The organism is Nonomuraea sp. NPDC003709 (genome assembly GCF_040610775.1).
Classification (GTDB): domain Bacteria; phylum Actinomycetota; class Actinomycetes; order Streptosporangiales; family Streptosporangiaceae; genus Nonomuraea; species Nonomuraea angiospora_A.
Genome location: NZ_JBEXMW010000027.1, coordinates 169,755 through 181,892, shown reverse-complemented (window position 1 = coordinate 181,892; position 12,138 = coordinate 169,755). Strand labels below are relative to the sequence as shown.

The following is a 12,138-nucleotide window of genomic DNA, read 5'->3' as shown; positions in this document are numbered from 1 at the left end:
TGACGGGGATATGCATGTGTATCTCATGCACTGGCTTTTAACACACTGTTGAGTTCTCAAGAAACGGACGCGTACTTCCTTGCTCAAAACCGTTCAGGTCTTTCGCTCGGAGGCGTTCATTTCGTTGTGTCTTTATTCTTTCAGCCGTTCAAGTCCCTGTCAAATTGACCCGACTTGCTCGACTTGCTGGAATTAAGACCCGCCCCGCTTCCGGGACAACCCCTCTAAGTTACCAGCCCTCACGAGTGGACGCGCACGTCCGCCGTGATGGAGGAGGAAGAAGGCTTGTGCCGGACTGCTTCGGCTCTTCAAGATTAGCAGCGCTCCCGACCTCTCGTGCCGGATCGCCGCGTACGACGGACACAGATCGATCACGCCCGAACATAGACTCCCCACGTGAGCAGTAACACGCCGCCAGTGGCGAAGAAGGTTCCGACTGAGCGCACCCACCACGGTGACACCGTCATCGACGAGTACGCCTGGCTGAGCAACAAGGAAGATCCCGATACCACCGCCTATCTGGAGGCGGAGAACGAGTTTCTCAAACAGCAGACCGCTCACCTCTCCGATCTCCAGGAGCAGGTGTTCCAGGAGATCAAGGGCCGCACGCAGGAAACCGACCTCTCGGTGGCCAGCCGCAAGGGCTCCTGGTGGTACTTCTCGCGCACCTCGGAAGGCAAGCAGTACGCCGTCTCCTGCCGGGTCCCGGCCGACAGCGACACGCCTCCGGAGATCACCCCGGGAGCCACTCTCGAACGCGAGGAGGTGATTCTCGACGGCAACGAGCTCGCCGCCGACAGCCCGTTCTTCTCGATCGGCACCAGCTCCGTCTCGCCCGACGGCACGATGCTGGCCTATTCGACCGACTTCAAGGGCGACGAGCGATTCACGCTGAAGTTCAAGAACCTCGAAACAGGCGAACTGCTCCCCGACGAGATCACCGACATCTTCTACGGCGGCGCCTGGTCGGCCGACGGCTCGACGTTCTTCTACACGCGCGTCGACGACGCCTGGCGCCCGTTCCAGGTCTACCGGCACACCCTCGGCACCGAAGAGGACGTGCTGGTCTACGAGGAGTCCGACGAGCGTTACTGGGTCGGCATCGGCCTCACGCGCAGCGAGAAATACCTCGTGCTCGGCGCGGGCAGCAAGATCACCAGCGAGGTGCGGATTCTCGACGCCACCGATCCTGCCGGTGAGTTCACGGTCGTGCGCCCCAGGAAGACCGGCGTCGAATACGGCGTCGAGCACGCGGGCGACTTCTTCTACGTGCTCCACAACGAGAACGCCGAGAACTTCGAGCTGGCCACCGCCCCGCTCGACGCCCCCGGCACCTGGACGCCGCTGATCGCCCACCGGGACGACACCAGGCTCCTGGAGATCGACGCCTTCTCCGACCACGCCGTGGTGCACTTCCGCCGCGACGGGCTGACCGGCCTGCGCGTGCTGCCGTACCCGGCCGACGTCCAGGGCCGGCGCGAGCGGGTCGAGGCCGCCGAGCGGAACGCGTACGAGATCGACTTCCCCGAGCCGCTCTACGACGTCGGGCCCGCGGGCAACCCCGAGTTCACCACGACGCGGCTCCGGCTGGCCTACACGAGCATGGTCACCCCGCCCAGCGTGTACGACTACGAGCTCGACACGCACGAGCTGATCCTGCTCAAGCGGCGCCCGGTGCTGGGCGGCTACGACCCGGCCGACTACGAGCAGTTCCGCGAGTGGGCCACGGCCGAGGACGGCACGAGGATCCCGGTGTCCATCGTGAAGCGCAAGGACTCCGCAAAGCCCGCGCCGACCGTTCTGTACGGGTACGGCAGCTACGAGACCTCCATCGACCCCGGCTTCTCGGTCCCGAGGCTCTCGCTGCTCGACCGCGGGTTCGTCTTCGCCGTCGCGCACATCAGGGGCGGCGGTGAGATGGGCCGCCGATGGTACGAGGACGGCAAGCTCACCAGGAAGCGGAACACGTTCACCGACTTCGTGGCCGCGGCCAGGCACCTGAAGGCGACCGGCTGGAGCGAGCGGGTCATCGCCAGGGGCGGCTCGGCCGGCGGCCTGCTGATGGGCGCGGTCGCGAACCTGGCGCCGGAGGAGTTCGCGGGCGTGGTGGCCGAGGTGCCGTTCGTGGACGCGCTGAACACCATCCTGGATCCGTCGCTCCCGCTCACTGTGATCGAATGGGACGAGTGGGGCGACCCGCTGCACAACCCCGATGTCTACGCCTACATGAAGAGCTACACCCCGTACGAGAACGTGGACGGCCGCGCGTACCCGCCGATCCTGGCCATCACCAGCCTGAACGACACCCGCGTCCTCTACCACGAGCCCGCGAAGTGGATCGCCCGGCTGCGGGCGACGGCGAACGGCGGGCCGTTCCTGCTCAAGACGGAGATGGGCGCCGGGCACGGCGGCCGCAGCGGGCGCTACGACGCCTGGCGCGAGGAGGCCTTCGCGCTCTCCTGGATCATCGAGAGGGGCACCTCATGACCTATCAGGCCGACGACCGGCGCTACGAGCGGCAGCCGTACAACCGCAGCGGTCGCAGCGGGCTGAAGCTGCCCGCGGTCTCGCTGGGCCTGTGGCACAACTTCGGCGACACCCGCCCGATCGAGAACTCCCGGGCGATCCTGCGGCGCGCGTTCGACCTCGGGGTGACGCACTTCGACCTGGCCAACAACTACGGCGTCCCGTACGGCTCGGCGGAGACGAACTTCGGCCGCATCCTGCGCGAGGACTTCACCCCGTACCGGGACGAGCTGATCATCTCCACCAAGGCCGGCTACGACATGTGGTCGGGCCCGTACGGCGAGTGGGGGTCGCGCAAGTACGTCCTGGCCAGCCTCGACCAGTCGCTGAAGCGCATGGGGCTGGAGTACGTCGACATCTTCTACAGCCACCGCCCCGACCCGGGGACGCCGCTGGAGGAGACCATGGGGGCGCTCGACCGGGCCGTGCGCTCGGGCAAGGCGCTCTACGCGGGCATCTCCAACTACTCGGCCGAGCAGACCGCCCAGGCCGCGCGGATCATGCGCGAGCTGGGCACGCCGCTGCTCATCCACCAGCCGTCCTACTCCATGATCAACCGGTGGATCGAGGACGGGCTGCTCGACGCGGTGGAGGAGGCGGGCATGGGCTGCATCGTGTTCTCGCCGCTGGCCCAGGGCCTGCTGACCGACCGCTACCTCGGCGGCGTGCCGGCGGACTCGCGGGCGGCGACGAGCAGGTTCCTCAGCGCCGACCGGATCGACCTCGACCTGGCCCGCGGCCTCGACGAGATCGCCAGGGGCCGCGGGCAGACGCTGGCCCAGATGGCGCTGTCGTGGACGCTCAGGGACCCGCGGGTGACGAGCGTGCTCATCGGGGCCAGCAGCGTGCGGCAGCTCGAGGACAACGTGGCGTGCGTGGACGGCCCGGCCTTCACGGAGGACGAGCTGGCGGCCATCGACAAGATCACCGAGCGCTACACGGCCCGCTGATCACAGGGATTCGTGCCGCTGGAGGTAGGTGAAGGCGGCCCAGCCGGGCAGCACCGGGAGCCAGAACGTGAGCAGCCGGTGCAGCAGCACGGCCGAGGTGGCCAGCTCGGCGGGCACGCCGGCCACGGTCAGGCCGCCCGCGAGCGCGAGTTCGACCGCGCCCAGACCGCCCGGTGTGGGCGCGGCCGAGCCGATGGCGTTGGCCGTGAGGTAGACGACTGCGACGGCGGTGAAGCTGAGCGAGCCGCCGAACGCGGCCACGCAGGCGTCCAGGCAGAGCACGAACGCCAGGGTGATCATGAGCGTGCCCGTGCACGCCTCCACCATCTTGCGCGGCGACTGCAGCACGTCGAGCAGCCTGGGCAGCACGTTCGAGAACAGCTTGCGCATCCTGGAGGTCACCAGCCTGCGCAGCGGCGGCACGCCGAGCACCACCACGACCAGCACCGCGACCGCGAGCAGCACCAGGACGAGGCCACGCGACGGGGTGAACGACGTGGTCGTGGTGGAGCCGGTGATGTAGGCGAACAGCAGCAGCAGCGCGATGTGGAAGACCAGCATGATGAGCTGTGAGGCCCCCACGCTGGCCACCGCGCTGGCCGGCGAGATGCCGCGCTTCTGCAGGTAACGGGTGTTGATCGCGACGCCGCCCACGGCGGCGGGCGCGACGAGCTTGACGAACGACGAGGCGAACTGCACGAGCACGGTACGCCAGAGCGGCAGCGGCTCGGGCACGAAGCCCCGCAGCATCAGGGCCGCGGCCACGAAGCTGACGAACGACGCGACCAGCGCCACCCCGGACCAGGCCCAGTTCGCGGTGGTGACCACCCGGTAGATGTCGACCCGGCTGAGCTGGGAGAGCACGATGTACGCGGCCAGCGTGCTGGCGATGATCGTGATCAGGGTGCGCGGTTTGAAGCGTTCGAGGCGTACTTCCTCGACCTTGCCCTGCGGCTTGAGCGCGACGATGTGCTCGCGGATGCCGGCCAGCAGGTTCTTGTTCTTGGAGAGGGCCGAACGGGTCTCCCTGGTCAGCGCGATGCGCTGGAGCAGCGGCATGGCGGTGGCCAGCGAGTCGGGCCCCATGACGGCCGCCGCCGTCCGTACGGAGCGTTCAGGGCCGACGCGCAGCGCCAGGTAGGTGAGCAGCTGGGCGATGTCGAGCCTGAGCAGGAGGTCACCGGCGGCGATCTCGCCGCTGCGCGCGTCGGTCAGCACGACGCGGCCCGCCCGGTCGAGGTGGATGCTGTCGCCGGTGAGCCGCCGGTGCGCCAGGCGCTGGATCTGCAGCAGCTCCACCTGCTCCCAGATCTGGGCGAGCAGCTCGTCGTCGATCTGCTCGTCGGGCACCTCGTCGAGGGGGCGCGTCTCGATGTGCTCGTACGCGAGCATCGCGGCCTCGGTGCCGATCTCGCTGGTGCCGAGCAGCCTGGGGGTGCTCGCGCCGGCCGCCTGGGCCGCGTACGCCATGAGCGCCTCGCGCTCCAGTTCCGCCCGGAGCGACCTGATGGCCCGGCGCCTGGTCTCGGAGTTGAGCCGGATGCGCCGCCACAGCCGGTACGGCAGCCCGGCCACCTGCCGGTCGCGGTCGAGCACGGTGACGTCGAGGCTGGTGCCGTCCTTGAGCCCGATGGCGTAGCGGCGGCTGCCCTGGTGGTCGTCCTCGATGCGGCGGGCCGAGACCACCGCGAACGACAGCTTGCGCAGCGCGGCCACCAGGGCGCTGCCCGCCGGCCTGGTGTTGGGGCTGCCGACACCGTAGAGGGTGGCGTAGCCGATGACCATGCCGACCAGCACCGTGACGATGGCGCTCGGGATCGTGATCTGCCGGCCGGAGAAGAACGCGAGGACGTAGAGGGCGATCGTGGTCCACATCAGCATGCGCCAGGTGGGGCGGCGCGAGATGCGGACGGCGGTGGCGTACGCGACGACCGAGGTGAGCAGCGTGTTCACCGGCTCGATCGTCCGGTCGCCGGTCAGCAGCACGCGCAGGTCCTCGGCGTTGCCGGCGACCAGCCACTGCCCGAGCAGGAACGACCCGGCCATACCGATGATCGCGGCGATCAGCCCTTCGGCTACGCGTAGCCCGTCGCGGTGGAAGACCCGTTCGACGGCGAAGGCCGCGGGCACGATGAGCACGGCCGCGCCACCGAGGAACGCGGCGATCCTGCTGAGCAGCGGTACGAGTTGCGCGCCCTCCTTGACGTCGGCCTCCAGGCCGATGAGCGTCTGCTTGGCGACCAGCGCGAGCAGGACGACCGCGCCGAGCACGATGAGCGTGGCGAAGAAGCGCAGCAGGTCGGAGGGGCGGCGAAGACGCTGGGGCAGCAGCGGCTCTACAACGTAGACGTCGCTTTCCGCGCGTGACTCATCCACGGCTGGATCCCCCTCGAGGTCCTCCGTGTCATCTCGTTCCCTGATTTCGGCCACCGACAGCGATTCTGCACCTTCCCGGCCGGACCGTGCGATCTCTAGGCTTCCAGTGTCCTCAATCGCCCCCGCAATCGTCGCACCGGGCAGGCTACACGCATTTCCGCGTCTGCCGTCATTCCAGGTGCGGGACGTAGTCTGTGTCCCATGTCGGGTGAATTGAGGGTTTTGGGGGCGTGTCCGCTGGACTGCCCGGATGGCTGCTCCTGGGTGGTCACCGTGGAGAACGGCAGGGCCGCCAAACTCCGCGGCAACCCCGACCACCCGTACACCAGGGGCGCCCTGTGCGTGAAGGTCAACCGTTACCTCGAGCACACCCGGGCGGACGACCGCATCCTGCACCCCATGCGCCGCATCGGCCCCAAGGGCTCCGGCCAGTTCGAGCGCATCACCTGGGACGAGGCGCTCGACGAGATCTCGGTGCGGCTGCGCGGCATCGTCGAGGAGCACGGCGGGGAGGCCATCTGGCCGTACCTGGGCACCGGCACACTCGGCTACCTGCAGGGCTGCGAGGGCGTGGCCGGGCGGCGGTTCTGGAACATGCTGGGCGCCTCCAAGCACTGGCTCAACATCTGCTCGGCGGCCGGCAGCAGCGGCCTGATGCGGACGAACGGCACCCCGGGCGGCATGGACCCCGAGAACTTCGCGCTGGCGAAGCTGATCCTGCTCTGGGGCACGAACACGCTGACCAGCGGCCACCACCTGTGGAAGTTCATCCAGGACGCGCGGGCGGACGGGGCGCACGTCGTCGCCATCGACCCGATCCGCACCAGGACGGCCGACCAGGCCGACGAGTACCTGGCGATCAGGCCGGGCACGGACGCGGCGCTCGCGCTCGGGCTGCTCAACGTCGTGCTGGCGGAGAACGCGCAGGATGAGGAGTTCCTGGCCGAGCACACCGAGGACTGGGAGGACTTCCGCCAGGAAATCCTGAAATATCCGGTCGAGACTGTGGCTGAAATCACCGGCATCCCCGCCTCCGCCATCCACAGCCTGGGGATACGGCTCGCCCACACCCGCCCGACCGCCATCCGCGCCACGCAGGGCCTCCAGCGGCACCAGGGCGGCGGCACCGCGCTGCGCACGCTCGCCTCGATCCCCGGCGTCACCGGCGACTGGCGCCACCCCGGCGGCGGCATCGCCTACTCCACCAGCGGCCACGTGCACTTCGACATCGACACCCGCGACGACCTGCTGGCCAAGCCGGTCCGCACGCTCGTCATGACCAAGCTGGGGTCCCAGCTCGACGACGTGAAATGCCTGTGGGTGTACGCGGCCAACCCGGCGGGCTCGAGCCCCGACGCGAACGCGATCAGGCGGCAGCTCGCCCGCGAGGACCTGTTCACGGTGGTCATGGAGCAGTTCCCGACCGACACCGTGGACTACGCCGACATCGTGCTCCCCGCGACCATGCAGACCGAGCACCAGGACCTGCACGCCGGATACGGGCACCTCTACCTGCTCTGGAACGAGCCCGCCGAGCCTCCGCCCGGCGAGTGCCTGTCCACGACGGAGACGTTCCGGCGGCTGGCGGCGCACATGGGGATGACCGAGCCGTCGCTGTTCGACTCGGACCTGGAGCTGGCCGAGCAGCTGCTGTCGAGCGGACACCCGTCGCTGGAGGGCATCACGCTGGACCGGCTGCGCAAGGAGGGCTGGGTGCGGATGAACTACCCCGAGCCCTTCACGCCGTTCGCCGAGGGCTTCCCGACGCGCTCGGGAAGGATGCGCTTCCCGCCGGCGGGCAAGGCGTACATCCCGTCCCACACGGCCGGCGCGAGGGGCGGCTCGCCGTACCCGCTGGCGCTGGTCACGCCCGCGGCGCACACGTTCCTCAACACGACCTTCGGCAACAACCCGGAGCTGCGCCGCCGCGCCAAGGACCCGGTGGTGCTGGTCAATCCGGCCGACGCGGCGGTCCGGGGGCTGGTGGCCGGTCAGCGGGTACGCGTGCACAACGACGGCGGCGAGTTCCTGGCGGACGTGGAGATCAGCGACCGCGTGGCGGCCGGGGTGGTGGCCTCGCCGAAGGGGCGCTGGCCGAAGCTGACCCCCGGCGGCGCCAACCCGAACGCGGTCGTGGCCGAGCGGGACGGGGACATGGGCAGGGGGCCGGGCTTCCACGACAACCTGGTCGAGATCAGCCCTTGTGCCGGTCCATGAACGCCACGATCCGGTCGAGCACGTCCTTCCCGTGAGGGCTGGCGAACAGGGCCGAGGCGTGCAGGCTCTCCCCCGGGATGACCATGGTCTGGTTGTCGGGGGCCTTCGTGGCGGCGGCGTGCGCCGTGGCCAGGTCGTCGGCGCCGCCGTACCCGTCGTTCGCGGAGCCGATCTGCAGGAGCGGGACGGTCAGCCTGGCCGCGTTCTCCGCGCTGATCTCGCCTGAGACGGCCACCACGCCGGCCACCTTCGGGCCGAGCCGCAGGGCGGCGGGGACGGCGGTGGTGGCGCCGATCGAGCCGCCGACCAGGAAGATCCGCTTGACGCCCGGCTCCTTGGCCAGGCGCCCGGCCATCGCGACGGCGCCGTCCTCGGGGAGGATGGCGGAGGTCCTGGCGTACAGCAGGACGCGGTAGCCGGCGGTCACGAGGCGGTCCGACAGGGGCCGCCACGTGCACACGTTGCCCCGGCGCTCATAGGTGATGACCACGCCCACCGGGCCGTCGCCGGTGATCACGCCGGGCAGATCGCCGCCGTGCTTGAAGATCTTGCCGTCCGCCTCGGTGAAGCACCCGGAGACGTTCGGCCCCGTGGGAATCGGGGCCGACGTCGTCGCCTCGGGAACCGGGGCCGGACTCGTCGCCGCGGGACTCGTGCTCGGGCCGGGCGCCGCGGCACCGGTGCTGGCCGCGCCCCCGCAGGCCGTCAGCACTCCCACCATGAGCCCCACCACACCTACCAACGCGCGCATGGCCGCCCTTTCCGCTCAACTATGTCAGAACTGACATAGTTGTAGGAGCACCATATCCTTGGGCGAACCATGACCTCAACGCTGGGATTCGCGATCCTCGCCGTGCTGGCGCGCGGCGAGCGCACGGGGTACGACCTCGCCGCGGCCATGCGGCGGCCCGTCGGCTACTTCTGGACGGCCGGGCACAGCCAGATCCACGCCGAGCTGCAGAAGCTGCGGGCCGGAGGGCTGGTCGGGTTCGAGGCCGAGCACGGGCCGGGGCCGCAGGGCAGGAAGGTCTACCACCTGACCGCCGAGGGCCAGGCGGCGCTGCGGGAATGGGTCACCGCGCCGCCCCGCGAGCGGCCGGAGCGCGACGAGCTGGTGCTGAAGACGTACGCGTCGTGGCTGGCCGAGCCGGAGCTGGTCAGGCGGATGTTCGCCGACCAGCTCGCCGCGCACGAGGAGCGGCTGGCCGAGTACGAGCGGCAGGAGGCGTCATTCGACGGGCCGCCCGCCTTCGGCGATCCCCGGTTCGGCAACTACGCCACGTTGCGCTGCGGGCTGAGCTACGAGCGGCACCGGGCCGACTGGTGCCGCTGGATGCTGGATCAGCTCAGCGAGAGCTTGTAGCCCTCGTGGGAGGCCGTGAAGCCGAGGTTGTCGTAGAAGCGGTGCGCGTCCGTACGTGACTTGTCGGAGGTGAGCTGCACGACGGCGCAGCCGCGCTCCCGGGCCCGGTCGACGGCCCACTTGATCATCCGGCCGCCGAGGCCCTGGCCGCGGGCGGCGGCGGCGACCCTGACGGCCTCGATCTGGCACCGCTCGGCGCCCAGCCGCGACAGCCCGGCCAGGTACGTGAGCTGCATCGTGCCCACCACCTCGCCGTCCTGCTCGGCGACGATCAGCTCGTCGTACGGGTTGGCGTCGATCCGCTCGAACGCCGCCAGGTAGCGCTCGTCGCCGGGGTCGCCCTCGCGCGTGGCGCCGAGATGGTCGTCGGCCAGCATCGCCACGATCGCGGGCACATCCTCCTTGCGGGCTTCGCGGAAGAGCACTTTCTCACTTTGCTGCATGTCCGAATGATGTCAGGGATGGCTCAGGGTCCGTCCCCGATGCCCCCAAGGGGGCCGAAAAGGCACCATGAGTGACATGAACGAAATCAGCCGACGAGACGAAGTCTCGCTGTCGGGCGCCGCGCTCCGCGGCGCCCCCTGGAAGGCCGCCGCCGTCGGTGGCGGCGCCGTCGCCGCGACCAGCTTCGGCCTGGGCGTGCTCACGGGCGGTGGCGACCTGGTGTGGGCGCTGGGCCTGGGCATCAGCCTGTTCGCCCTGATCGCCGCGATCGGCGCGGTCTCCAAGCCGCACGAGGGCGACCGGGTGACCCGCCAGGCCCGCCTCTGGTCGCTGAAGCACCCGTGGAAGTTCGCGCTGCTGCCCGCGGCCATCACGGCCGTGCTGGACTATCCCGTGCAGCTCGTGCTCGACCACGAAGGGGTGTTCGGCTCCGGCGTGCAGGCCCTGTGGCACGGCGCGCTGGTCTACCTGATCGCCGGCATCCTGACCCTCACCATGCGGGGCCGCGCCGATTCCGCCCGGTGAGCTCAGCCCTGCGCCTCCCGCTCCGCCTGGCTCCGGCACACGCAGAACTCGTTGCCCTCCGGGTCGAGCATCGTCACCCAGCCGGTGCCGTCGGGCTGCCGCAGGTCGTCGTGGACGGTCGCGCCCAGCCCGATCAGCCGCTCGACCTCCTGGTCGCGGGTCCTGCCCTCGGTGCCGTTGACGTCGAGGTGGACCCGGTTCTTCACGGTCTTGCCCTCGGGCACGCGGATGAACAGCAGGAACGGGTCCTGCTTGGTACGCAGCATGACCTCGTCGTCGCCCGGCTTGTCACCCTCGCCGAGCGGCAGCCCGGTGGCCTTGCTCCACCAGGTGGCGATCTCGTACGGGTCGGCGGCGTCGATGGTCACGGCATGAATTTCGATCACCCGGACACCCAACCCGTGACGAGCCGAAACGTCAAGGTCAGGCGAGCACCCGCAGGCCGATGACCCCCGCCAGGATCAGCGCGATCGAGACGATGCGCGCCGGCGAGACCTCGTCCCCCATGGCGATCATGCCCAGCACCGCGGTGCCCGCCGCGCCGACGCCGGTCCAGACGGCGTACGCGGTGCCGACTTCGAGGGTCTTGAGCGCGTACGAGAGCAGGCCGAAGCTCAGCACGGCCGTGACGAGGAACGACAGGGTCCACCACAGATTGCCGAACCCGTTGCTGAGCTTGAGCGAAAGGGCCATGACGACTTCGAAGACGCCGGCCAGCACGAGGACGATCCACGCCATGATCAGAACTCCCTTGGGACGAGACATCAGTGCGTGCGTCGTCTTGGCGTTCCGGGTACGGCGCGTCTCGTCCGGGAGCTGTCAGCTCATGAGCAAGAACGCGGCCCTCGACGGGATCATTCCCACCAGATGGTGACCCATCGGTCGCGCGGCAACGGCCACATGCCCAGCTCCATCACCGTGGCCGCGACCTCCTCCGCCCTGGACGGGTCGAGGCACACCCTGCGGCACGCGCTGGCCGCCAGGTCCTCCAGCGAGGTGAATCGTTCCAGGGGAGCTTCCCGTTCCTCCACCTGCACCGGGTAGCCGAGCGCCGCGGCCAGCGCCACGCAGTCCTCGGCGATGGGCCGGACCGGCCGGTCCACCCCGTGGAAGTGCTGCCACAGCGGCGCCATCCAGCTCATGGGATGGCGGTGCGTGAGCTCCAGCACCACCCGCCCCTGCGTGCGCTCGTCGAGGGCCCGCAGGAAGTCGGCCAGGTCGAGGACGTTGTAGATCACGTGGGCGGCGACGGTGACGTCCACCACGGGCACCCGCCCGGCCACGTCGGGCCAGCGCCCCTCGATCGCTGTGACCGGCACGCCGAGCTTCTCCGCCCGGGCGGTCAGCCCCTCCAGCATCGACGCCGAGGTGTCCACCGCGTAGAGGTGGCCGATGCGCTCGTGCAGCGGCAGGGACGAGGCGCCGGGGCCCGAGCCCACGTCGAGCAGCGTGCCCTTGTCGGGCAGCGCCTCCGAGAGCCGGGACATGGTGGGGCCGTCGTCGGGCTCGGCCAGCGCCCTGTCGGTACGGGTGCCGAACCGCTCGGGCGAGTGACTCCAGGGGTCGGCAGAAACCTTGGCCATGATCTCGTCGGGAATGGCCCAGGATTCCAGGCGCTCTCGCCATCTCGCGGCGAGTTCTTCGGCGTCCATGGAGACGAGCATGCCACGCATACCTGGGGTTACCCGCGGGTAGCATTGCAGAGTAAGGTTACTCGCCAGTACGAATACCCCTCGG

General features: G+C 69.7%; 11 protein-coding genes and 1 riboswitch. Of the genes, 5 read left to right on the top strand and 6 right to left on the bottom strand.

What is annotated here, in order from left to right; all coding sequences use genetic code 11:
• Positions 1-396 precede the first annotated feature (396 nt).
• The gene (locus ABZX61_RS53710) at positions 397-2,487 is read left to right on the top strand and encodes a S9 family peptidase (RefSeq protein ID WP_355207796.1); all 2,091 of its coding nucleotides are present in this window, start codon (positions 397-399) and stop codon (positions 2,485-2,487) included.
• The gene (gene mgrA / locus ABZX61_RS53705) at positions 2,484-3,476 is read left to right on the top strand and encodes an L-glyceraldehyde 3-phosphate reductase (RefSeq protein ID WP_355207793.1); all 993 of its coding nucleotides are present in this window, start codon (positions 2,484-2,486) and stop codon (positions 3,474-3,476) included. The genes ABZX61_RS53710 and mgrA overlap by 4 nt, the downstream gene beginning before the upstream one ends.
• On the opposite strand, the gene ABZX61_RS53700 is transcribed toward mgrA, so the two are convergent.
• A complete protein-coding gene (locus ABZX61_RS53700) occupies positions 3,477-5,852 on the bottom strand; it encodes a lysylphosphatidylglycerol synthase transmembrane domain-containing protein (RefSeq protein WP_355207790.1) in 2,376 nt (791 codons plus the stop codon).
• Positions 5,853-6,053: 201 nt separating this feature from the next.
• On the opposite strand from ABZX61_RS53700, the gene ABZX61_RS53695 reads away from it, so the two are divergent.
• Positions 6,054-8,069 carry a molybdopterin oxidoreductase family protein gene (locus ABZX61_RS53695; RefSeq protein ID WP_355207787.1) on the top strand — a complete coding sequence of 672 codons (2,016 nt, stop codon included), beginning with the start codon at positions 6,054-6,056 and terminating at the stop codon, positions 8,067-8,069.
• Here the strand turns inward: ABZX61_RS53695 and ABZX61_RS53690 are convergent.
• Entirely contained in the window at positions 8,047-8,820 is a 774-nt protein-coding gene (locus tag ABZX61_RS53690) for a hypothetical protein (RefSeq protein ID WP_355207784.1), read from the bottom strand. The genes ABZX61_RS53695 and ABZX61_RS53690 overlap by 23 nt on opposite strands.
• A 69-nt stretch (positions 8,821-8,889) precedes the next feature.
• Between ABZX61_RS53690 and ABZX61_RS53685 the strand changes: the two genes are divergently transcribed.
• The gene (locus tag ABZX61_RS53685) at positions 8,890-9,432 is read left to right on the top strand and encodes a helix-turn-helix transcriptional regulator (protein WP_355207781.1); all 543 of its coding nucleotides are present in this window, start codon (positions 8,890-8,892) and stop codon (positions 9,430-9,432) included.
• Here the strand turns inward: ABZX61_RS53685 and ABZX61_RS53680 are convergent.
• Complete coding sequence (locus ABZX61_RS53680) at positions 9,411-9,875, bottom strand: GNAT family N-acetyltransferase (RefSeq protein ID WP_355207778.1); 465 nt, start codon at positions 9,873-9,875, stop codon at positions 9,411-9,413. The genes ABZX61_RS53685 and ABZX61_RS53680 overlap by 22 nt on opposite strands.
• Before the next feature lie 76 nt (positions 9,876-9,951).
• Here ABZX61_RS53680 and ABZX61_RS53675 point away from each other — a divergent pair, with 76 nt between their 5' ends.
• Positions 9,952-10,401: a hypothetical protein gene (locus ABZX61_RS53675; RefSeq protein WP_350737336.1), complete on the top strand. Its 450-nt coding sequence runs from the start codon at positions 9,952-9,954 to the stop codon at positions 10,399-10,401.
• Positions 10,402-10,403: 2 nt separating this feature from the next.
• Here the strand turns inward: ABZX61_RS53675 and ABZX61_RS53670 are convergent, their stop codons facing one another.
• The 3 genes from ABZX61_RS53670 to ABZX61_RS53660 all read right to left on the bottom strand — a co-directional run bounded on the left by ABZX61_RS53670 (position 10,404) and on the right by ABZX61_RS53660 (position 12,053).
• Complete coding sequence (locus ABZX61_RS53670; protein WP_350737339.1) at positions 10,404-10,787, bottom strand: VOC family protein; 384 nt, start codon at positions 10,785-10,787, stop codon at positions 10,404-10,406.
• Positions 10,788-10,824: 37 nt separating this feature from the next.
• On the bottom strand, positions 10,825-11,139 hold the full coding sequence (locus ABZX61_RS53665) for a multidrug efflux SMR transporter (protein ID WP_350737341.1): 315 nt from the start codon (positions 11,137-11,139) through the stop codon (positions 10,825-10,827).
• A 32-nt stretch (positions 11,140-11,171) separates the two neighbouring features.
• Positions 11,172-11,230, bottom strand: a riboswitch (guanidine-III (ykkC-III) riboswitch).
• Positions 11,231-11,255: 25 nt separating this feature from the next.
• Positions 11,256-12,053 (bottom strand): class I SAM-dependent methyltransferase, encoded by a 798-nt coding sequence (locus ABZX61_RS53660; protein ID WP_350737344.1) that lies wholly within the window; start codon positions 12,051-12,053, stop codon positions 11,256-11,258.
• Positions 12,054-12,138 lie beyond the last annotated feature (85 nt).